This is a genomic window from Novosphingobium sp. (assembly GCF_030696665.1).
Taxonomy (GTDB): domain Bacteria; phylum Pseudomonadota; class Alphaproteobacteria; order Sphingomonadales; family Sphingomonadaceae; genus Novosphingobium.
Genome location: NZ_JAUYRV010000042.1, coordinates 1 through 23,661, shown reverse-complemented (window position 1 = coordinate 23,661; position 23,661 = coordinate 1). Strand labels below are relative to the sequence as shown.

Sequence of the window (23,661 nt, the reverse complement as noted above, 5' to 3'; positions counted from 1 at the left end):
CACGCACGGCTCTTGCTGACCACCGCACTGGGGGCTGCAGCGCTGCTGCCGGCAGCCGCTTTTGCCCAATCCGCTCGCCAACCCTCTGATGCGCCAGCGGTGCTTTTTTCAACCGGAATGCAGGCGGGCGGAGCAACCCTGCGCGCAGGCGAACTGCTTGTCGGCGATGCGGAGATCGCGGGCGGCATTACCCAGCTGCGCACAGCAGACGGTGATATCATTTCGATCGTCGGCGACAGCCGCATCACATCGAGCAATGGCGCAGTAACGCTGCAACGCGGACGCTTCACGGTGGTCGCCGGGCCGGACGGCGTCGCCAATGTGCGCGTCGCGGGCGATATGCAGGTCAGCGTCAACGGACCGAACGCCAGTGCCAGCTTCGCGGTCGATCCAGCTGGGCTGCTCACAGGCCGCGGCCTTGGCGGCACGGTCAGCGTCACCGCTGGCGGTGTCACGCGCAGCTTTGGTGTGGGTGAAGCGTTTCGCGCCGCGCTCGACCAGGCACCGACCCGCACGCTTGCAGTTGGTGCCCAGCCGGTCGCGGCTGAGCCCGTCTTTGCGGCAGGTGCCTTGTATAGCGCCTCGGCCCAGACCCGCTTCGACATGACCCAGAACCCGAGCTTGCAGCTTGTCGGCAGCGGAGCGCCACTTGATCTGCTGCGGCAGGCATTCGCGGCGGCAGACAGTAACGGCGGCTTTGATTTCGCTGCAGTGTCTGACGCGTTCAAGGCGGCCAGCCTTGCCTCGGTCGGCAGCGGCGATGCGCTGGGCTATTTCAATGCGTTGACCGCTCTGGTGCGCGCGCAGGCGCTTATCGCAGCAGCGCAGGACGGTTCGGCAGATGCTGCCAGCCGCGCCTATCTGGCCGCCTTGCTCGCCTATTTCGATGCCGATGGCTTTGCCTCTGGCGCTGCGCCCGAACAGATCGGGGCTGTCACTACCTATAGGCAGGCCGTGGCGGCAGGCATCCCCACCGATGCGCCCACGCTGGTCTCTGTCCTCTCTGCCTATATCGGCGGGCTGCAAGTCGGCACGAACAGCCGCAATGGCGGCTACACCGGCGACCAACTGGCCACGATGATGCGCTATCTGCGCGGGATCGGCGTGCCTGCGGGGACGGATGCCGCGTCGAAGGCCCGGCTGGATGCGCTGTTTGCCTTCACCGATCTGGGCGGCTCATTTGGGCGCACACCGGGTCCGCAGCTGCCGCTTGCCGGCTCGGCGCTAACCGCTGGGATCAGCTCCGGCCTTGCCAGCGGTGACTATGTCGGCGGGCTCGATACGCTCGAAATCGGCGCGCCCATCGCGCGCACCTATGCAACCGGGCCGGTCGTGTTCAATGCAAACGGCGCGCCGACCGGCTTTGGCGACACCAGCACGCGCGAAGGCTTCTTGCGCGGCGCGCTGGTGGGCGCCGAAGGCGCGAGCGGCCCGGATTGGGTGATCGGTCGTTATGCGCAAACGATCCGCTCTACCGACGGCACGTATTTCGCGCTGACCAAGCCCTATCTTTCGGCGCTCCCGGGGGCCGGCACTGCGCGCTACACCGTGCTGGCGGCCACGACCCCTGCCTATATCGACGGGCGCGTGGTGACGGCTTCCAGCGTCGATGCGACCCTGGCGCTGGCGTTCAATTCGGTTCGGCCGCTTTATGGCTTCGAAGGCGCGATTTCCGCAACCGATCTGGGGGCAACGCGCACTTACAGCTTCTCGACGCCCGGCGGCGCGGATGCGCCTTCGGTCGGCGCACGGTTTGCGGCGGGCCAACCCCTCACCATCGGCGATGCCATCATCGTCAACGCCGCGATGAGCGGCGTGACGGACCCCGCCGTGAGCGGCGTTTGCGGCAGCGGTTCGGAAGGGTGCCTGCTTTACCCCAACTTCGTTCTGGGCGGCACCAATGGCGGCATCATTGCAGGCACCTGGATCATCTCAAGAACGGGATCGTTCCCGCAGCTTGGTGGCGCTCTGGTGCTGGGCGGCACGCTCCCCGACGCTCCTACCCCGCCCCCTCCTCCACCACCACCTCCGCCTCCGCCACCTCCGCCCCCACCACCGCCGAGTGGCACCACGGCGGCCATCTATTCCGGCGGCGGCTTCGGTGATGCTGGCCCGATCACGGTCACGCTGGACAGCGCAGATGCTATAACGATGTTTGGCAGAACGGCCCTTGGCACGGTGCGCCTGATCGACGGGCAAACCGGGTCCGGCTGGATCCTGGGCCGCTACGCAGATGGCACGACGTCGCAAACCTTCAATGGCACGACCTCGGCGCAGACCTATGACCTGAACGACGGTGTCCACTTCGCTTATGCGACCGCCGCGCCTGCGGCCCTGCCCACCAGCGGCCTTGCGACCTTCGGGATCGCGGGCTTCACGACGCCGACGTTCGCCGATGGCAGCGCGGCGACCGGCGCAACGCTGACCGGCGGTTTTGCCGTCGCCTTTGGCAGCACGCCCAAATTCGGCGCGGCAGGCATCCTCACGCTGACCAATTCCGGCGTGCAGCGGTATGAATATCAGACGGCAGGCGGCCTTGCCGCGCCATCGCTCACCATGTTTGCAAACGGCACCACGCTGTTTCCCAGCGGCAGCGCCACTGTGACGACAACCGACAGCCGCTGCGCCACAGACTGCAAGGTGTTCTTCAACATGAGCACCGGCGGCACGGCTTCGGACGTGCTGGCGGGCACTTATACGCTCGGCTCCTCCGCTACGGGAACATTCGCCCGCCTGCTAAACGGCGCGGTCGTGGCAACCACCGGAACCGCCGTGGGCGCGGTGCCGACGCCGGGCGTTACGCCTCCACCGATAACGCCGGTGACTGCAGCCGATCTCACCATTGCGAGTGCTTATGGTGCAACGGCAGTGGTTCAAGGCGGGTCGACCAGCATCGGTGCCGGGCAGTTGCAATCGATCGGAACGGACGCCCAGGGCGTAGCGCGCGGGTTTGGCGATACGCCGCAGATCATGTTCTCCGGCACGGCCAGCGATGTGCAGGCGGATACCACTGCGGGGAGCGAATGGCGCATTGGCCGTCTTTCCAGCGGCACATATGGCAATGCCCAGTTCACCACCGATTTTGGCGCCAATGATGGCCTGTTCTACGCCCTCTCGACGCGCATACCGTCGTTTGTCCCGACCAGCGGCACGGCCACTTACGGCCTGCTTGCCTTTACCGCGCCTGCCTATCGCACAGGCGGGGTGGTTACCGACGCCGCGCTCTATGGCGGCATAACCATCGGGTTTGCCTCCACGCCGCTGTTCGGGATTGAGGGCACCCTGACGCTCAAGGAGGACGGCACCGCCCGGCGCTATGACTTCGCATCGCTGGGCGGCCTCGCCAGCCCGGCGATTGCCTTGTCCAACCGCAACGGCGTGCGTGCGCTCGATGCCTTTGTGCCGGTTGTCAGCACTGATCCGCGCTGCGCAGGAGGTGTCTGCCGTTTCCAGACCGGGCTCGCGCTAGGCGGTACGACCGGCAATCTGCTTACCGGCGTTTATGGCATCGGCACGGTGCAGGGCACCGGCATTCTTGCCGGAGCGGCGGTTTACAAGGACGGTGCGCCTGTCACCACCGCACCGCTGGCAGGCGCTGTGCCGGGCTACACCTTGCTGGGCTACAGCAACATTGCGCCCGGCGCGCAGACCGAGGTGACAATTCAGCCGAATAGCAGCGGCGGCATCGACGGATACCGCACCGCAACCGTCCAGACCGACCGGGGCACGGCGACCAACACCGATAGTGGCTCGGTTTCTGATATTGTCGGCTGGACCCGCTGGGTATCGGGCACCACGCAAAGCTCTGCATCGCAGAACGCGCGCGCGCTCGATGCGAACAACGGCGGCATCATCTGGGCAAAGCCAGCCACCAACCTGCCGACCACCGGCACCGCGACTTACACCTTTGCAGGCGGGACCGCGCCATCTCTCGGCAGCCGGCTCGGCACGCTAGATGGCGGGCAGATGGCGGTGGCCTTCGATACGCTGAAGGTGGGCATGGAGGCGCGCGTTATCGACGGTGCCGACATTTACACCGTCGCCAGCTCTGGCGGTGCTGCCGCACCATCGATGGCGCTCGACACAGCAACGATGCGCTTTTCGGCAGGCGGATCGGGGGCAAGCGTAACCGGGGGGGCCTGCGCCGCCGCCGTGTGCAGCCTGCGCATCAACGGGGTGCTGGCTGGCGATGGGGCCAGCCACGCAGCGGCTGCCTTCACCTTCGGCTCGGGCACCCTGGTGAACGCCAATGGCGTGATCGCCTTCACCAAAGCACCCTGATCAGGAGACTCGCAGGTGCAGAAATTTTCTACAGGGAATCGAAAAATGATAAGACTATTTGGTAGGATATAGAAGTCTGGCCATGAACGGGTTGACCTCAGCCTGCGCCTGCATCGGCAGCATTCCCATTCGTTGACACGCCGGTCCAGGCCGCCTTGAAGGATAGAGCAGGGATGATCTTGACGGCACGCATTTGAACAGCTCGCTATGGGTGCCGGCGCGGACGAAGGAGATGGTCCGACGCTTTCCCACGCAGTGGTCGATGTCATAGATCAACAGGAAATCGCCGACCATGTGGCATTCACGGTTGCCCTGCCAGTCGCCTTTCAGCGCATGATCGCGCCGATCGGGTCCCAGTAGAGCATCATTGGCGATCAGCAGCAGCATCGCCTCTTTGAGCTGGTTCACGTCTTAGCGCCCGGAGTGCCACAGTCGTTCCCAGTCCTTGAGAAAGGCATTGGTGTATTCGCATGCCCGCTGCCTGACAGCACGACAAAATGACGCGAAGTTTAACCTTCCCGACTTGAGGCAAATGTCACTATCCTCGCGCTTGTTTCTGATTGAAGTCCCACCGTATCTCGCAGCAGTTGTCCAACAAAAGCCAGCTTATTCGAACACCACGAAGGGAGCCCATACGTAGGGGTTGGCCGCGTCGGGCAGCGCATGGTCCTTCATGGCTCGCAGCATGGCAGTGCGCAAGGCTTGGGCGGGACTCTTGCCGCTGGCGGCTTGGCTGAGCACTGTCCCTGCAAGGCCTGCGGCAGCATCGTCGCGCACCGGCCAATGTGAAAGCATCAACGTGCGGGCACCGGCATAACGAAAGGCTTGCGCCAAGCCTGAATAGGCAGGTGCTGCCTCCCCGTCGCCAGCTGCGGTGTTGCAGGCAGACAAGATCACCCAATCGGCATCAAGCCTGAGCATGCCGATCTCCGACGCGGTCAGCACGCCATCGCTGTTCGCCCCAGCCACTGGGCGGGCGAGCACGAGTGCAGGTTCGGTGATGCCTTCCATTTCACCAGTGACCAACGCGTGGGTGGCAAATAGCAAGATACGATACTGGTCGAGCGCCATTTTGCCAAGTGCATCTTCGCTTGCCTGCTCGCCCATCAGCACCGTGGCACTGCGCGCGTGGCGTGAAACTGCTGCCACTTCGGCAGACTGGAGCGCGGGCAGAGCCGCCAGCGATTGCACATCGACACGCCCGCCACGAAATACCGCGCTTGCCGCGAGCGGCCCGTTCTGCGGCAGGCGGGCTTGCGCCAGTTGGGCAGTTCCGAAAGGCGTGGGTGCCCCAACCGCAAGCATCGTAGAATTTGCCAGCAGTTGCGGGGACTGTGCTGCGCTGCGTAACAGCGATGCACCAGCCGAAAGCGCATAGCGTCGTATGAGGAAGGGGGTCTTGGCATCGATCTTGTCGACCGGGCGTTCGAGCAAGGTCGCAAAGGGAATTGCCGCCGCATCACCACCCGCAACGATCCGCAGCGAACGCACCTTGCGCAGATCACCAGGCGCAAGATCGGCAAAGATCGCACGATAGATATCATGGGAGGCTACAGCATCGAAGCGCCGCTGCTCGAGCGCGCGGCGCAATTGTGCCGCACTGGCGGCAAAAGCGGCGCGGGTGGGCTTGATCCGCTGCACAACGGCCCGATCAGTAGAGGCTACGAACACGAATGTCGAAGCAAATGCCGGCACTACGGCCATCACCGCTTCATCCTTGGCCAACGAGGCCGTGATCTGCGCGAGGTCCATGCCTTGTCGTGCGCTCAAGGCAGCCCACGCGGGATAGTCACGCTCAATATCGGTGCGTTGCTGGTCCAGCGCGGCAAGTGTGGTGTCTCGCAAGGCACGGGCAGATTGTGCATCTCCGCCATTGCCAAGCAGCAGCAGATAGACCGAATTGGCACGGCGATAGGCCATTTCAGCGTCCTGCAGCGTGCGAATGCGCCCGGCCAGCGCTGCATCGGAAGCCCCGGCTCTTGCTGCTGCAAGTCGCGTTGCACGGGCCACTTTCGAACCGACCAGCACTTGTGAGGCATCGGCAGCAAGTTGGGCGTCGCCGTCCCGCACTGCCAGCCGCATCGCCAGTTCAAGCGACAAGCGGTCTGCCAGGACGAGTTCGCCATCGGCGCTGGCATCAAGCCGATTGATGACCGCGCGAACAAGTGAACTGCCCGCCTGAGCGCCGCATTCCGATGAGCTGATGGCCAGCAGCGCGCCTGCCGCACAGGCCTGCGCCTTGCCCAGCACCGGCGCTCTGTCACCGGAGGCAATGGCAAGGTGCGCGCTTGCTGCCGCAGCGGCACCGACCTCATCCCCGCTGTCCAGCCGTGCCAGCGCCACCGATGGAAGCAAAGTCTCCGCCGCGCCCGCTGCCTTGGTCTTTTCCCAGATTGCATAGGCAACATCGAGCGACTGACGCGCATCGATCACCTTGCCAAACCCAAGTTGCGCATGACCGAGGAATGTCAGCGCACGCAAACGGTCGGTTGGCGCAGCAAGTGCACCGAGCTTGTCCTGCGTTGCGGTTGCCCCGGTCAACACACTCACCGCCTCTTCATAGCGACCAAGATCTGCGAGCAATCCGCCCAATGTGGTAAGGCCTGCGGCAAAATTCGCATCGCTGGTGCCAGTCGTGGCCACACGAATGTCGAGCGCACGGCGTGCTACTTCTACTGCTTCGCTGCGCTTGCCGCCACCTGCCAGCACCAGCGCCAGTGTCTCGACCGCGCGGACATGCCCCAGATCGGTCTGGGGCACATGTTGCTGGACTTGCTCTGCGGCAAGACGCGCCATTGCCTCGGCCTCTTCCAGCCGCCCCGCACGCGATAGCCGCAACGCAAGATTGTAGCGCGCACTGATCGTGGCGGGATGGAACTCGCCCACAGCGCGAGCACGCGCCGCGAGACTCGATTCCTGCGCCCGCACCGAATCGTCATATTGCCCTAGCTGCATCAACGCGATGGCCAGCGTGTAGCCGATGTTGGATTCGGCCATGTCGAGCGCCGGGGATGCTGCCACTTTGCCGCGCCGCTGTGCCAGATAGGCTGCGCCTTCGCTGAGGCGATCGGCGGCCTGCTGAAACAGCGCACGGCGGATGGCCACATCGCCAGCCAGCGCAATCGACTGGACATAGGCATCGGCCGCAAGATCACGAAAAGGCAAGATTACTTCACGCGCGCGCTCAGCATCTGCATAAGTCTTGTCGATATCTCCTGCCTCGCGTGCCGAGTTTGACCGCGAGACCAATGCCCGCGCCAGATAGGGCGCTACCTCTGGCCCCGGCGGCAGGCCTTGCGTGGCCGCGATAACAGCTTCGGCCGCTTTCAGACTGGCATCAAAAGTTGCTTGATTGGGATTGGCGTTTTCGTTGGTGATCGCCTGTGACAACGCCTTGTCCAGAATGAACAGTGGCGATGCAGGCCGTTGCGCCGCAACGCCCGGTGCGTGAAAAGCCAGCGCAATGCTGACGCTCAAAGCCAGTACCGCTGTGCGAACGCGAGAAATCACCATCAGTCACACTCCCCTTGCCGCCATCAGGCCCCTTGCCGCCATCAGGCCCATTCTCCCCATCGGGCAGGATGAGCCACCGGTAGTTGCGCAAGCACGCAGCGTGCTGTCGATCATCGACGACATCGTCCCCAATGCGTAGGCGTTTCTTCCCAAGGTAAACCCCGCCGCAGAAAATATGCCTGCTAAATGCTGCATTTGTAGACAAACAACTTCTATTTGTTCCGTCAATCCGTTGGGGGCGATGCAGTAAACGCTCGCGACCACCGAGATGACAACCCCAGGCCGTCGAGTTCCGCCTGATCCTGTAGTGGGGACGGGGTTTTGGGTTGCGATTAGCCGGGAAAGGGGACCTGCCGACCACCCGCTTCGCCGACCGCTTTCGGCTGAACTGCACTTTTGCCAACGTCAATGTGAACGACTTGCTCGGGTCGGGTGCTGCCGGCTGTTCCGAAGGACGCGAAGTGGGACATTCTTGCCGGTCGTTCCCTTGCGACGAGTTCAGCGGCAGGTTCTTCACCGATTCTGTTGAAAAACGCGCCCTTGCAATGGCGCTAAAGTATTGATTCTATGTCTCCGTAGGCAAGTGGAGATGTTGGGATGATGGGTGAGAGAACGGTGGCGCAGCAGGCGCTGTTCTACAGCTTCAACCTGGATCGGCATGTTCCGGCTGATCATCTGCTGCGCTCGATCGACCGGTTTGTCGACCTGTCGGGCGTCCGCGAACATCTGCGCCCCTTCTACAGCTCGACTGGCTGGCCTTCAGTTGATCCCGAGCTGATGATCCGGATGCTGATCATCGGCTATTGCATGGGCATCCGGTCCGAGCGGCGGCTGTGCGAGGAGGTGCACGTAAACCTCGCCTATCGCTGGTTTTGCCGCCTCGGGCTGGAAGGCGATGTGCCCGACCACTCGACCTTCGCCAAGAACCGGCACGGGCGCTTCCGCGACAGTGATCTGTTGCGGCAGCTGTTCGAGACGACCGTGGCGCGCTGCATTGCCGAGGGGCTGGTCGGCGGTGAAGGTTTTGCAGTCGATGGCAGCCTCATCCGCGCAGATGTGAGCCGTCAACGTGCTGTTGGCAGTGCGGACGCCCTGCCTGATGCGACCACCAGCCATGCCGTTCGCGAGTATCTGGCCGTCCTCGATGATGCCGCCTTCGGCGGCGCAACCCCGGTGCCCCCCAAGCAGTTGGCGGTGGCCGATCCGGCCGCGCGCTGGACAGCGGCAAGCCGCGAGCGAGCCTTCTTCGCCTATGCCACCAACTATCTGATTGATCTCCAGCACGCAGTGATCGTCGATGTTGAGGCAACCACCGCAATCCGCCAGGCCGAGGTGACCGCTCAGCGCCGCATGATCGACAGAACTTAGGAGCGCTTCGGTCTGTGGCCTGAGCGGCTTGTGGGCGATACCGGGTATGGCGATGCGAAAAACCTGTCATGGCTGGTCGAGGAGCGCGGCATTGAGCCGCACATCCCGGTGTTCGACAAGTCCGCCCGCCGCGATGACACCTTCGAGCGTTCCGACTTCACCTTCGACCATGAGGATGACAGCTACGTCTGCCCTGCCGGCAAGCGGCTCCGCCAGAGGCAGAAAATCTATCGCGAGGAGCGGCCCTTCGTCGATGAGTACGGCATGCTGCGCTACCGCGCCAGCAAGCTGGACTGTGAAGCCTGCGCTCTCAAGCCACGCTGTTGTCCCATCCAGCCAGCGCGCAAGATCGTTCGTTCAGTCCACGAGGGCCCCCGTGATCTGGCGCGCGATATCGCCACGACCGACGCTTATCTCGTCTCCCGTCGGCAGAGAAAGAAGGTCGAAATGCTGTTCGCGCACCTCAAGCGCATCCTGAGGCTGGATCGTCTGCGCCTGCGAGGTCCAAACGGCGCAAGAGATGAGTTCCTCCTGGGGACCGGTGAGAGGATGTTCGAAAACGTACGCTAAGCATCCCGACTGTTCTGATGGAGGCGGAGCGGCCTGAACCGCTCGCGGGGCTTGTCCATCTCGCTCCATAGATAGTCGCCGGTGAGGCCGATGTGCTCCCAACCCAGTGGCGCAACATGGGCAAGCAGTTCGTCCAGCACCTCGACACCGCTGGCGCGCATATGCCGGACGGCGCGGTCGAGATAGACGGTGTTCCAGAGCGTGACGGCCGCGGTGAGCAGGGTCAGGCCGGAGGCACGATGGCGCTGGTTCTCGAAGGTGCGGTCGCGCAGTTCGCCGAGGCGGCTGAAGAAGATGGCGCGGGCGAGTGCGTTGCGGGCCTCACCCTTGTTGAGGATGCTGCCGGTGCGACGCCGCTGTTCGGGATCGTCGAACCAGTCGAGCATGAACAGGGTGCGCTCAATCCGCCCGATCTCACGCAGGGCGCGGGCGACGGGGTTTTGACGCGGGAAACCCGCCAGCTTGCGCAGCATGACCGAGGCACTGACGGTGCCGGCGCGGATCGAGGCGGCGAGCCGCAGCGTCTCGTCCCAATCCCCTTCGATCGCGCGGACGTTGACCGGGCCAGCGACAAGCTGGCGCAGCGTCGGCCAGGGATCGAGCGACGACAGGCTATACATGCGGCGTTCGTTGAGGTCGCGAATACGCGGTGCGAAGCGGAAGCCGAGCAAATGGCACAGGCCGAAGACATGATCGACCGCCCCGGCGGTATCGGTCGCATGTTCGCGGATTACCAGCTCGCTTTCATGGTCGAGCAGGCCGTCGAGAACATGGGCGGCCTCGCCGGCATTGGCGGCGATAACCTTGGTGTGGAATGGCGTGAAGCGATCGGTGACATGAGTGTAGAACAGCACGCCGGGATCAGTGCCATAGCGGGCGTTGCGATCTGCGCGGTATGGCAGTCGACGATCGCCGCCAGCGCCGACAGATAGGTTTCGTCTCGCACATGCCATTCCGCCGTCCAGCGCAGGCGGGACAGCGTCAGCCCACGCGAGCTTTCCGCCATCCGGCCCAGCCCGAGATTGGTCGCATCAGCGAGGACAGCACCCATCAGAGCGGACTGGTCGGAGGCCGGATCGCCGCTGCGTGCATGGACGAAGCGGTCGGCGAAGCCCGACCATGCGGCGACCTCCACCAGCAGGTCGGTGATCCGCACACGCGGCAGCATCGCGTAAAGCCGGGCCTTCAGCGCCTCGGCATCGTCGGACGGCGTTCGTCGGATCGGCGAAATCAGCAACTGCCCGCGCTCGATCGTCACATCGATCAGTTCACCCGTCGCAGCTGCGCGTTCCACCTCGGTCATGCGCCGGGTCAGCAGAGTGCGGCGCTCCTCAAACCATTCGGCGAAACCGGACGGTACGGCCAGGCGCAGGTTGCCATCGGCTCGCATCGTGTCGAACGCAGAGGTTGGCAGCAGGTAATCGTCCAGCGTGCGATAGGCGCGACTTCCGTCTACCCAGATGCTGCCGGAGCCGAGCCGTTCGCGCAGGTGGACGATCACTGCGACCTCATAGGCGCGGCGGTCGATCGTCCCTTCGGTTGGCTGCACGACCTTGCGCCAGCGCGGCTTGATGAAGCTGATCGGCAGTCGCTTCGGGAGGACCGAGCGGCCGTCACGGTACATCGTTCGCAGCGCCTCGATCGCGCTGAGCAGCGGATCGCCCGATCTCCCGGTGCGGAAGGTAAAGGCGGCGAGGAAAGTCGGGGCGAACCGCCGCACAGCTGGATAGCGTTCGATCACTTCCACCAGACCATCGTCGGCCGAGCGGGTGAGATCCTCGGCGAAGCGGATGCTGCGTTCGAGCTGATCCCAGCCCACCCGGTCGTCGATCGCATGGAAGGCGTCGCGCCCGGTCGCACGGGCTTCGATCAGCAGTCGACCGAGCCGCGCATGGAAGCGGGCGGTGTCCTTCAGCATACGTGCTTGTCCGAGCAGTCGGTCCGAGCGTGTGCGATCGGCGCGGCGGAACAGCGCCCCCACCATCTTCACGACCATGACCAAGGCGGCATCGGTCAGCGCCGCCTCCATCTCGATCATAGAGGCGACCAGCATCGCGAGCCGGCGCGGGCGTTCGAGACGCCGGAGGTGCTGCGCGGTGACGATGCCGGCCGTCCGTGCGATGACGGCGTAGCGGGCGGCATGGATGCGTCGCGCCCGGTCAGCCGCGATCCCGATGCAGCGCACCGTGTCGAGCCGCTCGACGATGCCTTTCAGGTTCGACGCCGATGGGGCTTCCGGCCATTCGCGTATCCAACCAAGCCGGGTGCGGCCATTGTCATCGGATGCGATCAGGCGTTCGAGCGAGGCTTCCTGATCCGCCGAGCAATCGCAGATCAGTCCGACATGCGCGGCCTTCCGTGCCTGCGCTCGCACGATGAGAGCGATCCGTTCCAGCGTTGATGCCGCAGGGAGCACGATCAGGTCTAGCCGCAGGCGATCGACCATGCCGGCAACGATCGCATCGCCCCGATCGGTCGAGGTGGCGATCTCTGATCCGAGCGCCAGCACCGATCGCACGTCTACCGGGTCGAAGGCGCGCAGACCGAGATACGCTTCGATCTCCGCGCGATGCTCGCGCAGCGTCGTCGCGCGTGCGGAATAATCGGCGAAGTCGTCGGTCCGGCAACCGATCTGGTCGGCGAGCAGCGACAGCATGGCTGCGGGCACCATCTCACCCGGCAGCAGCGCACGCCCCGGATGGCGCAGGTAGCAGAGCTGCACCGCGTAGCCGACCCGGTTCGGCCCTCGCCGACGACGTGCCGCTTGCGTGAGATCATCGGGACCGAGGGTATAAAGCCGTTCGACGGTTGCCCGATCGGTCGCCGGATCGAAGATCGCGCTGCGCTGAGCGGGTGACAATATGGTCCTGGACGGCATCGGCTTCCTGTTCGTCACGCAACAGGCAAGCGGCCCTGTTCACGGAGCATAGACCACAAGACGGGTTATGTGACATCATAGCGATCGATCGACGGGCAATGCCGCTCCGTCACGCAGACGGACGTATATGTGACAACGCAGATTGGTTACGCGCGGGTGTCCAAGGCGGACGGCAGCCAGGTCCACGACCTCCAGTACGACGCGCTGGTTGCGACCGGCGTTGATCCCGAGCATATCTATGAGGATGCCGCGTCGGGCCGGCTCGACAAGCGACCGGGACTGGACGCCTGCCTGAAGGCGCTGCGCCGCGGTGACACCCTCGTAATTTGGAAGCTCGACCGGTTGGGGCGTGACCTGCGACATCTCGTCAACACGGTCGGCGACCTGACGAAGCGCGGCATCGGCCTCAAGGTGCTGGCGGGCGAAGGCGCGTTGATCGATACTACGACCGCCAACGGTCGGCTGATCTTCGCGATCTTCGCGGGCCTTGCCGAGTTCGAGCGTGAATTGATCGTCGAGCGCACCCGCGCCGGCCTTGCCTCCGCCCGCGCACGGGGACGGCATGGCGGTCGCCCGTTCAAGATGACGACCGCCAAGTTGCGCCTCGCCCAAGCCGCGATGGGCAAGCCCGAAACCAAGGTCGCCGAGCTGTGCGCCGAACTCGGCATTACCCGGCAAACCCTCTACCGGCACGTGACACCCACGGGTGAGATCAGGCCGGACGGCGAAAAGCTGCTGGCGCGAAAGGCTCGACCGGTCTGACCATATCAGCCGTTCCGAAGCAGGGTGGCGATGGCATCCGGCTGCTCGGTCGGCACGTGATGCGCGGCACCGTCAACTATGATGTGGCGCCCATGGCCAACGGACACCGCAATTTCCTGACCTAGTTCAGGAGGCGTTGCATGGTCCAGTTCGCCGGATATCACCACCACCGGAACCTTGATCCGAGCGAGTAGAGGCCGAACATCGCCGCGATCGAGAACCGCTGCATCAAACGCCAATGCAAGAGATGCAGGGTTATGCGAGGCCATCACCTCGAGTTCGCCTGCTGCCTCAACGGGGTGCGCCTCTATCCACCCCGGCGCGGTCGTCATCCGCTGAACGTCACTCATCACCTGTTTTCGCGCTCCGGCATCCAGCAAAGCCGCGCGACGCGTCCGCCACGTATCAACCCTTTCGGGATACTCGGCACGCGCGCTGGTATTCACCAGAACAAGACGTTCGACGGCATCCGGATGTCGAACAGCGAGGCGCAGGGCTATCATGCCGCCCTGGCTATGGCCGACGATTGTCGCTGGCGCGGTTCCGTTTTCCATGATCCAAAGCGCCAGGTCATCGGCGATACCGTCCAGATCGAGACCGTCACGCCAGGTGCTGACGCCGTGGCCGGGCATGTCGAAGGTGACGAACCTGTTGCCTTCTCCTAATCGGTCGATCAGCGGGGTCCAGAATTGGCGATTCAGAAACAGCCCGTGCAGGAAAATGATCGTGCGCCCGCTGCCGCTGTCATCCCAACCGTAAAGCACGCCATTGAGACGAGCCTGCCGGGCGGTTGCGTCACTATGCCGAGCCATGGCGATCAGCAGCGAATCTTCGAATATCTGGTAACGAGCGATCCGCCCGTCGCGGATCGTAAAGCGGATAGCGTAATCGCTGTCCACGATGGCATCGGTCGGTTGGACGCGGTGCCGGAACCGGCCTAGCGCGATCACTTCGCCACCTTCCCCGATCAGGCGATCGACGGAGAAAGCCAACGGCCGAAAGCCGGTCGGGAAACGTTCAAGCCAGCGGCGCACCGCATCATGCCCCTGGATGATCCCGACAGTGACGACAGCTGGGTCGCCATCGACGTGCCAGATCGCATCGGGGTGGACGCAATCGAGAGCGGTGTTGATATCGCCTGCGCCGAAAGCGGCGAAGTACCGTTCGATCAAAGCAATGTTCTCACCCATGACGTGCCTCCAGAACCGTCCGCAGAGCTGCCACGCCGTTCAAGGCGGCGGGGAAGCCGGCGTACAACGCCATCTGGATTATGACTTCCACGACTTCCTCCTGCGAGGCTCCGACGTTGAGCGCACCGTGCAAATGCACTTCGAGTTGCGGACGGGCATTACCAAGAGCGACCAGTGCCGCAACGGTCGCAAGTTCGCGGGTTTTGAGGTCGATGCCGGGGCGGCTGTATACGTCGCCGAAGCCGAACTCGATAATGTAGCGGCCAAGGTCGGGAGCGATGTCGGCGAGCGATGCGATAACCATCTGTCCGGCTTCCCCATCGACCTCTGCCAACCGAGCTTGGCCACGTTCAAATCGTGATTGGTCCATGAACGTTCTCCTTCACCGGACGATATCGCGTCTCACACCGCTTTCAGGAATGGAGGTAGAAGGAAACCCGTTTTCCAATTATGGATCAGTGATGGATTGGAACGATGTACGCTACTTCGTGGCGACTTACCGAGCAGGTAGCCTCACCGGTGCTGCAAGGATGCTCGGGGTCAGCATCCAGACAGTCGGCCGGCGAATAGACGCCCTCGAATCGGCGATCGGGTCGACGCTCTTTGTTCGACACTCGGGCGGCTATACGGCGACCCCAGACGCCGAGGCGCTTATGTCGGAAGCAGGGCGCGTGGAGGAGGCGGTGGCCGGCTTCCGCGCCCGTGCGAACGGGAGGGCAGAAGCAATCAGTGGGGTCGTGCGCCTCGCGGCCCCAGAGACGATCACGACCCACCTGCTGCTGCCGGCGCTGCGAGCCATTCTCTCGCAATACCCGGAACTGGAACTCGAAATCATCACCGGCATTGCTCCGGTCGGTATCGCCCGTGGCGAAGCCGACCTCGCATTACGTCTCGTACCCCCCGATCATGGCGCACTGACGGTTCGCAAGGCCGGAATGATGAGCCATGGCCTTTACGCTGGCGTCGGCCCAGTTCCGGATCTCGCGTCGGCGCGGCTCGTGGGGTGGACTGACGATCATGATCTCCCGGCCTCACGCTGGCTACATCGCCTCACCGGACGATCGGCGGATATTCGCTTCAATCATCTGGAAGCTCACCGTGCCGCCATTGTTGCGGGCCTTGGGATCGGCATTCTGCCCTGTTTCCTGAGCTCTGGCCTTTCACGCTTGCCTTCCACGCTGCTGATGGAAGAGCCGCTGTGGCTAGTGGGCCATTCCGCTGCCGAAATGTCGAAGCGGGTGCGTGTCGTTTATGACGAGATTGCCGTCATCATTGCCGCAAACGCCGGCCGCCTGACTGGCCGTGGTGAAAACCCGGGGGCGTCTTACGTCAACGATGTGCCTTAGCGTACGTTTTTGAACATCCTCTCACCGGTCCCCTCCTGGCAGCAACCGCACAAAACCTCCGCAAGATGGCTAAGTTGATCCCGATGCCCGCCACCCCAGCCCCCGCATAAGCGGGGACGAAGGCTTCGGGCCGCGTCGGGCAGCACAACAGCGCCAATCTCAGCGCCGGGTTTTTCAACACAATCTCACCAATACCTGACGCCTATCGGTCGTTCGAATGGTATAGAGGCTGGATCGTCTGCGCCTGCGAGGTCCAAACGGCGCAAGAGATGAGTTCCTCCTGGCAGCAACCGCTCAAAACCTCCGCAAGATGGCCAAGCTGATCCCGATGCCGACAACCCAAGTCCCCGCGTAAACCAGGGCGAAGACATTGCGCTGCGCTTAAGCTCGCGCAAGTCCCGATCTCAACGCCCAGTTTTTCAACACAATCTTACCATAACCCGCCACTCTGCCGTCTGCGCGCTGGGCATGAATTGCTACCGCTATTGGGCCGGTTGATGAATGGCGGATTCCGAGAGGCGAGTGGTGGAGAGCGGCGGTCTAGTTTACCTCGGCAACGGCAGCCCTTCGACGAATTCAAGCGATTTGTAATCAGCGGTTCAAATGTCGGCTAAACAGAGCATGAAGCGCGCATTTGGCAAGGCCGCCTGCAGCGCCCCTATCCCGGCGCGGGTGTCTTCACCCGGGATGTGAATATCCAGCAGGCACAGTCCGATATCGGGGTGATGGGACGCAATTGCTGTAGCGTGCTGGTAGTCATGGACAATATGGACCGCGGCATTAAGAGCACTTTCGATCATCATCGGGATGGCCGATGCAACAATCGGATGATCGTCGCGCACCAATACTTGCACAGTATTCTCCCTCACACGCTGCCCCAGACCAAGTGGGCTCGGCCGGTATGACAAGACTTTCGGCCCGTTCTCGGGTGCACTCCGGTGCAAATTCTATCCTGCTACGGACAACACTGGCGAAAATGTCAATCGCCCATTTGGCTATCGATGGCCTAGGCCATCTGGCTAGCCATATGGCCGATGCGTGCGCAGGCCCATTGGCCGACTTAAACACCTGAAGAAATCTTTACACTGGACGGGCCGATCAATTGCGGCCCGATTTTGCGGAGTGAGAGTAGCGAACCTCTGGTTCCGGCATGGCAAGTAGCAGGGGAACGGCACCATAATCACGCGCGCAAAACCATCGACAAAACTGGCCCGCTACGCAAAACGCAGCAAGGCAAAACGACTGGTTGCTCACCTGCTGGTTGGCAGTTGCCTGACCTTGCCGGCTCCAGCAATGGCGCAAAATGCTTGGGATGGCTCGGAAGGAACCAATTGGGAGCGCTTCTTCAACTGGAGCCAGAACAACATCCCGAACGGAAGCCAGGACGCCGTTATCGATGCCTCCGCCAACGGGGCCCAGCCTATCATCGAGGCCGGACAAGCTGTAGCTGCCAACGATCTGGCGATCGGGCAGACCACGACTGCCACTGTCATTGTGCGCAATGGCGCCAGCTTGAGTACGGCAGGAACTCTTGTCGTGGGTGGGTCCCTTACCAACGCAAGTTCGATGATCGATCTAGCCCGTGATGCGCGCGGCATTCTGCTGATTACTGGCACAGGGTCCATCGTCAACGTAGGCAGTCTAGTGTCCGGCAGAGGCGGGCGCACCAATGGCGTAACCGACGGCGCGAAGGCCGGATCGACCATAACCGTTGAAGACGGCGGAACTTTGCAACTTCGCGGGGGCGGACTGATCGGAGGTTATGTCGGCCTGGGCACCACACCCAACACGGTCACCGTTCGTGGCACAAATTCCAAATTCGGAACCGGCGGCGAGGTAGCGATCCGCAATAGCGGCTCCAAACTTGAAATCAAAGAAGGCGCAACGGCAGTATCTGTGGATGTCCTCGCATCCTATGCCGTCGATATTGCAGGCGGCTTCATCATTGATGGTGTGGGCACCACAGCCGATCTGGGCAATGCGGTTAGTGTCGCCACTGGTTCTGCTGCATTCGACCAAGCAGGCTTCATCGTGCAAAACGGTGCCGTTGCAGGTGTCAATCGACTCGCATCTGCAAGTTCTACCAACCTTGGCCCGGATTCAGGCGCAATCGTCGTGCGCAGCGGTGCGACATTGAATGCCAACAGCGTCGCGCTCAGCTTCTCCACCAGCCGCGGTGCCATACTGATCGAGAATGCGACACTGAATGTTCGCGACGATATCCAGATTGGAAACCCCTTCGGATCCATCAACAGCTTGCTGCAGTTGCACGATGCCAACATTTCAGCAGGCAGCATCAACCTGATTTCGACGGGCAGCACTTTCGCGATTGGCGGCCTTGACGGACAGGCGGCAGCTGGCGTCGGGACTTATGATGTTCCCGTTCTTCGGATCGATTCTGGCAGCAGCGTCGTCTTGAATCACACCAGTCCGGGCTTGACGATCAACTCGATCATCTCCGGTGCCGGACGGATCGAACATGCGAGCGGCACTACCATTCACACGGGTCCATCAGGCGCCTCGTCCTCTGGCGTGTTCGATGGCGAAACATCTTTGTCGGGCGGAACATTGCTGGCCAACGGTCTTTGGGGCGGCGATGGGCATCGCCTCAATGCGACGGGCGGCTCGATCCTTGGGGGATCCGGGCGGGTCGGCGGCACAGTTTCCATCGCCGATGCCACGATCGCCCCCGGGAACAGCGCGGGCAACCTGACGGTTGGCGGCGATCTGGTGCTGAGCGCGGACAGCACGCTCGCCTTCGAACTCGGCGCGCCGGGTGGCGCGGAGGGGACGGACAGCGATCTGATTGCCGTGCTGGGCAATTTAACGCTGGATGGTACGCTCAACGTTAGCGATGTGGGTGGCTTCGGTGTGGGCCTGTACCGCCTGATCAACTACAACGGCACGCTGGCGGACAACGGCCTCTACATCGGCGCAACGCCGCCCGGCTTTGCGGCTGGAGATCTGTCAGTGATCACGTCAACAGCGCGGCAGGTGAACCTGCTGGTGGGCAGAGCGACGGGCGGGTTCTTTTTATGGGACGGTACTAACATGCTTGGCAACAGCATGGTCGATGGGGGAACCGGCATCTGGAATGTTGCCGCAACCAATTGGACTGGTGCCGATGCAACCAGCAACGGGATCTTTACCACCGCCTCGGGGCTGATCTTCGCCGGAGCGCCTGGCACCGTCAACGTGGACAATTCGGCAGGCGCAGTCGTGCTGGGCGTCGGCGCGCAGTTTGCGACTGATGGCTATATTGTTGACGGAGACGATCTGTCGCTTGGCGACGGTCCGATCGTGTTGCGGGTCGGCGATGGGACCACTGCGGGGGCGGCAATCACCACCACTGTTGCGACCGATCTTACCGGCGGCGCATCGCTTGAGAAGACCGATCTGGGTACGCTGATCCTGACCGGTAACGCCGCACCCGCATCGGGAACCACAATTAACGCGGGTACGCTCCAGATTGGCAACGGGGGTTTGACCGGTGCGCTTGGCGGCAACATTGCCAACAATGGTGCGCTGGTATTCAACCGATCGGACGCGGTGGAATACGCCGGAAACGTGTCGGGCACCGGCACACTGGAGCAGCGCGGACCGGGAACGCTGACCCTGTCGGGCACCCAGATCCATACCGGGGTGACCACGGTAGCAGCGGGCACGCTGGTCAACACCGGTTCAATCATTGGTGCAACGGCGGTGCTGGCGGATGCGGAAATGACCAATCAGGGAACGCTGACAGGCGTCACCAATTCCGGGACCGCCACCAACACCGGCACCATCGGCACTCTTGCCAATTTGGCAGGCAGCTTCACCAATGACGGCACGATCAATGGTGCGGTGTCTAACAGCGTCGGGGTAAGCTTTACTTCCAACGGCACGCTCAACGGTACGCTGACCAATGATGGCAGCGCGCTGATAAGTGGCACCGTCAACGGGGCTGTAGATCACCGCGCAGGCACGCTCGATCTAAGTAGCGAAGTGACGGGCAATGTGCTTGTGGGCAATGCTGCACTGTCCGGTAACGGACGTATCGGCGGCGCGCTGAGCATGCAGGGGGGCAGCCTGTCGCCAGGTGCCATTGGCGGTGTTGGTACTCTTTCGGTCGGATCGCTGGTGCTGGGGACGAATTCGGCGCTCAATTTCCAGCTCGGCGCGCCAGATCTTGATCCGGGCAACGGCAGCGATTTCATCAACATCGGCGGCATGAACACTTCGGGCGAATTAACGCTCGACGGCACGCTCAACGTGACGGACGTGGGTGGGTTCGCGCCGGGCCTTTATCGGCTGATGGGTTACAGCGGTAGCCTGACCGACAACGGCCTCGACATCGGAGCCTCACCTGTCGGAACAGTGGCAGACGACCTGATCGTGGTGACCGCGGTTGAAGGGCAGATCAGCCTGCTGGTCGACACCGGCGTCGGCAGCTTCAGTTTCTGGGACGGCGAAGGCAGGCGGGGTGATCATCGCATCGAAGGTGGTTCCGGCACATGGACCGCGACCTCGCGAAACTGGACCACCGCGGATGGCAGTCGCAATGGTTCCCATGATCCAACGAAGCAGGTGATCTTCGCAGGCGAAGGCGGCACGGTCACAGTCGATAATTCGCAAGGCCAGGTGTTCCTCGGCGGAGGACCGGGGGCTGGCGAAAGTGTACAGTTTGCCGACAACGGCTACCGCATAACCGGCGATCCGCTGCGCCTGGACGCTCAGCAGGCGATCATCAATGTCGGTGAGCTCACAAGTGGGGCTGGAATTGTAGCGACCATCGACAGTTCGCTGATTGGGGTCGATACATTGTTAAAGCGCGGTGCTGGGACGCTCGTGTTGAACGGCAGCAACACCATTGGCGCTGTTGCAAGCTTTGACAGCGGGACGATTCAGGTCGGTAACAATAACGCGTTGGGTTCCGGCAGGTTTCTTGCCCTCAGTGGTAACCTTAAAATCGCGGATGGGGCCGCGATTACCTTGAATAACCGCATCGTTGTTGGGGGCTTGCGGATCGACACGGGCGCGGCAGGGGGCATCCTTACTCTCAACGGTCGCCTTGAGTCGAGCGGTCCACGAGCCACCCTCGATCAGATAGGCAGTGGAACGCTGGTGTTGAATGGCGGTCCAGACACGCCAGGCTCCTTCAGTGCGCCGGTAAGTGTTGCCGCTGGTGGCACGCTACAGGTAGGGGTCGACAACGCTGCGGGTCTTGGCCGCATCACACTGAGAGGTGATGGCGGTTCGCTGCAATCCGGCAGGGCCGAGGTTACGCTGGCAAACGACATTGATTTTATCATTTCGGGTCCGCCCGCTGTCGCAGGTAACATGCTCACCAACGTTGGCCGGATTGTAGTCAGGGCTGGCGAAAGACTGATCTTGAACGGCGATCTGACCGCAAATGGTGGTGTGGAAAAGTTCGGAGATGGCACCCTTGTGCTGAACGGGGTCAACGGCGTGAACTTTCTCTCCGTTGCCGATGGTACGTTGCAGCTCGGCGGTAGCAGCGCCGCGACGGGAGACAGCGCCCGCACAAGGGGGACCATCCTTCTTCGTGACGGCACCACGCTTCGCTCGGGTGGCGCGGACATCACGGTCAGCCAGTTCATCAGCGTACCTTTTCTTGGCACAATCGACGTGCGTGCAAACGAGACGCTCACCCTGACCGGCGGGGTTGATGGGCAAGGGGGCACTGTTAAAGCTGGGCCAGGCACCTTGGCCTTCGCTGGCACCAGCGCAATCTCCCAAGATTTACGAATCCTGGAGGGCACGGTGATCGGGTCAGCTGACCGCTTTCGTGGCTTAGCTATTGAGGTTGAAAGCCCGGGTGTTCTGGTGATTGACCAGCAGACCGACGGCACATTCAGGGCACCGCTTTCAGGCACTGGCTCGCTCATCAAGTCGGGAAGTGCGGCGCTGACCTTGGGAGCGAGAAGCTTCACCGGTCCGACGACAGTCCTCGAGGGCACCCTTGTCGTCGACGGAGTCCTCACTCAGTCGACCGTGACCGTCAAGGCCGGGGCAACTCTTGGCGGCAATGGCCGGGTTGGCGGTTTGATTGTTGAGAACGGCGGGCGGGTGGCTCCGGGCCTGTCACCCGGAACGCTGACCGTCGAAGGCGACTTCGACCTTCTGGCCGGCGCGGTCTACAAAGCCGAACTTTCCTCCGCAGGCCATGATTTGATCGAGGTGAACGGCGCAGCGAACATCGCAGGCGATCTTGAACTGATTCCGCTGGACACCTTCACCACGTTCAACACCGAACTGGCGCTGATCTCGGCCACATCGCAGACCGGCAGCTTTGCCAACGTGATCGGGCTGGACCGTTTTGGCGCGGCCTTTGCGCCCAAGCTGGTGGGTGACGGCACCACGTTGAGCCTGCGCCTCGCGCCTGCTTCGCTCAGCGCGCAGTTGGACAGCAGCCTTGGCGGGAATGCGCTGGACGTGGCAACCGCGCTCGATCAGTCGGTGAGCGCAGGCTACAATCCGCAAGGTCTGTTCGCTCTGTTCAATCAAGGGCAGAACCTGTCAGCCGCGCTGGGCCAGCTTTCGGGCGAACTCCATAGTGCCGGGCGACGCGTGCTGTTGCAGGATACGCGCGTGGTGCGCGAAGCAGTGCTCGATCGCCTGAACGCCGGGATCTCGGTGTTCGGCAACGAAGCGGTCACAAGCGACAACGGCGAGAAAGTCGTCACAGCTTGGCACCGTTTGTCGGGCGCATGGAGCACGGCCTCGGCCGATGGCAACGGCAGCCGCTTCACCACGGATCAGACTGCCGTGATGACCGGCCTCGATCTGGCGATGGTCGGGTTCCGGGTCGGCGCGATGTTCCACCACAGCCAGAGCGATCTGAACCTTGCTGCGCTTGGCAATGCCAAGCTTTTCAGCACGGGCGGCGCGGTCTATGCCGGGTGGCGGCAGGACAATGGCCCGGCCATCGGCGTGGGCGGCAGCATTGCGGGCAATTCGACACGCTCCACCCGTACGGTGAGCGCGCCCGGACTTGGCCAGACGCTGACCAGCAGGGTGGGCGGCACCACGTATCAACTGTTCGGCGAGGCGGCCTTCGATCTGGCCAGGGCCGACAACCTGCGGCTGGAACCCTTCGCACGGCTCGCTCACACCAAGCTCGCTTCTGGCAGCCTCAACGAAACCGGAGGGCCGGCAGCGCTTTCAGCAAGGAAGCAATCGGCGCAACTGACGCAGGCCACGATGGGGTTGCGCGGTTCCTACAGCGTGAAGGCGGCGACGCTGTCTGGCTATGCCGGCTGGCAACGAAGCGGCGGCTCCCGCACAGGTTCGACCGATCTGGGCTTATCCGGCGCAAGCTCCACTGCGAGCATAGCCGCCGCTGCGCTCGACAAGGATGCGCTGGCGCTGGACATGCAGGCGCGGATTTCCCTCACAAACAAGGTCACACTTGGCGCCGGTTACAGAGGCCTGATCGGACGCAACAACAAGGACCACGGAGCGCGTGCGACCCTGACGATCGGTTTCTGAAGCGGAGGTATGGTGAATAACAACGACCGGGTTTAAGGTGCCGTCCGCACATATGCTCAGGCAAGTGCCAACGGCAGGTTTCGGCATGAACGGACGCTCAAAGGATTGAGGCCTAACGGCCTAAGTTGCGAAGGGTTTCGGGCGCTTGCGTACGAAAGCCTCCAGTGCAGGAACCCGCGGGCCCCACGCGCTGGTCTATGGGTAAAGCGGCTTTGGGATGGTTCTGGAGGGTAAGCGCTGCCGCTGCGGAAGTGCAGCTGCC

The 23,661-nt window shown here is 62.8% G+C and carries 9 protein-coding genes and 2 pseudogenes; 5 read left to right on the top strand and 6 right to left on the bottom strand.

Annotated features, from left to right (window positions below; all coding sequences use genetic code 11):
* Nucleotides 1-99 precede the first annotated feature (99 nt).
* Complete coding sequence (locus Q8R81_RS11950; protein ID WP_305618098.1) at nucleotides 100-4,281, top strand: hypothetical protein; 4,182 nt, start codon at nucleotides 100-102, stop codon at nucleotides 4,279-4,281.
* Between the two features lie 54 nt (nucleotides 4,282-4,335).
* Here the strand turns inward: Q8R81_RS11950 and Q8R81_RS11945 are convergent, their stop codons facing one another.
* Together Q8R81_RS11945 and Q8R81_RS11940 are read right to left on the bottom strand one after the other, a co-directional pair.
* Nucleotides 4,336-4,689: a type II toxin-antitoxin system YafQ family toxin gene (locus Q8R81_RS11945; protein ID WP_305618096.1), complete on the bottom strand. Its 354-nt coding sequence runs from the start codon at nucleotides 4,687-4,689 to the stop codon at nucleotides 4,336-4,338.
* A 198-nt stretch (nucleotides 4,690-4,887) separates the two neighbouring features.
* On the bottom strand, nucleotides 4,888-7,794 hold the full coding sequence (locus tag Q8R81_RS11940) for a CHAT domain-containing tetratricopeptide repeat protein (protein WP_305618094.1): 2,907 nt from the start codon (nucleotides 7,792-7,794) through the stop codon (nucleotides 4,888-4,890).
* A gap of 597 nt (nucleotides 7,795-8,391) precedes the next feature.
* Here Q8R81_RS11940 and Q8R81_RS11935 point away from each other — a divergent pair.
* A pseudogene (locus tag Q8R81_RS11935) lies at nucleotides 8,392-9,732 on the top strand (transposase).
* On the opposite strand, the pseudogene Q8R81_RS11930 reads toward Q8R81_RS11935, so the two are convergent.
* Nucleotides 9,729-12,610, bottom strand: a pseudogene (locus Q8R81_RS11930) (Tn3 family transposase). The pseudogenes Q8R81_RS11935 and Q8R81_RS11930 sit on opposite strands and share 4 nt — an antisense overlap.
* 129 nt (nucleotides 12,611-12,739) lie before the next feature.
* Here Q8R81_RS11930 and Q8R81_RS11925 point away from each other — a divergent pair.
* Entirely contained in the window at nucleotides 12,740-13,372 is a 633-nt protein-coding gene (locus Q8R81_RS11925; protein WP_305618092.1) for a recombinase family protein, read from the top strand.
* Nucleotides 13,373-13,377: 5 nt separating this feature from the next.
* Here the strand turns inward: Q8R81_RS11925 and Q8R81_RS11920 are convergent, their stop codons facing one another.
* Together Q8R81_RS11920 and Q8R81_RS11915 are read right to left on the bottom strand one after the other, a co-directional pair.
* Nucleotides 13,378-14,562, bottom strand: coding sequence for an alpha/beta fold hydrolase (locus Q8R81_RS11920; RefSeq protein ID WP_305618090.1), 1,185 nt, complete (start codon nucleotides 14,560-14,562; stop codon nucleotides 13,378-13,380).
* Complete coding sequence (locus Q8R81_RS11915) at nucleotides 14,555-14,932, bottom strand: carboxymuconolactone decarboxylase family protein (protein WP_305618087.1); 378 nt, start codon at nucleotides 14,930-14,932, stop codon at nucleotides 14,555-14,557. The genes Q8R81_RS11920 and Q8R81_RS11915 overlap by 8 nt, the downstream gene beginning before the upstream one ends.
* Before the next feature lie 91 nt (nucleotides 14,933-15,023).
* Here Q8R81_RS11915 and Q8R81_RS11910 point away from each other — a divergent pair, with 91 nt between their 5' ends.
* Nucleotides 15,024-15,908 (top strand): LysR family transcriptional regulator, encoded by an 885-nt coding sequence (locus tag Q8R81_RS11910; RefSeq protein WP_305618085.1) that lies wholly within the window; start codon nucleotides 15,024-15,026, stop codon nucleotides 15,906-15,908.
* Nucleotides 15,909-16,507: 599 nt separating this feature from the next.
* Here Q8R81_RS11910 and Q8R81_RS11905 read toward each other — a convergent pair.
* Nucleotides 16,508-16,762 (bottom strand): hypothetical protein, encoded by a 255-nt coding sequence (locus Q8R81_RS11905; protein WP_305618083.1) that lies wholly within the window; start codon nucleotides 16,760-16,762, stop codon nucleotides 16,508-16,510.
* Between the two features lie 439 nt (nucleotides 16,763-17,201).
* Between Q8R81_RS11905 and Q8R81_RS11900 the strand changes: the two genes are divergently transcribed.
* A complete protein-coding gene (locus Q8R81_RS11900) occupies nucleotides 17,202-23,399 on the top strand; it encodes an autotransporter domain-containing protein (protein ID WP_305618081.1) in 6,198 nt (2,065 codons plus the stop codon).
* Nucleotides 23,400-23,661 lie beyond the last annotated feature (262 nt).

Bases quoted from the DNA above. Each gene is read 5' to 3' on its own strand.
- Q8R81_RS11910 (WP_305618085.1), top strand. From the start codon at position 15,024: ATGGATTGGAACGATGTACGCTACTTCGTGGCGACTTACCGAGCAGGT.
- Q8R81_RS11920 (WP_305618090.1), bottom strand. From the start codon at position 14,562: ATGGGTGAGAACATTGCTTTGATCGAACGGTACTTCGCCGCTTTCGGC.
- Q8R81_RS11915 (WP_305618087.1), bottom strand. From the start codon at position 14,932: ATGGACCAATCACGATTTGAACGTGGCCAAGCTCGGTTGGCAGAGGTC.
- Q8R81_RS11940 (WP_305618094.1), bottom strand. From the start codon at position 7,794: ATGGTGATTTCTCGCGTTCGCACAGCGGTACTGGCTTTGAGCGTCAGC.
- Q8R81_RS11900 (WP_305618081.1), top strand. From the start codon at position 17,202: ATGGCGCAAAATGCTTGGGATGGCTCGGAAGGAACCAATTGGGAGCGC.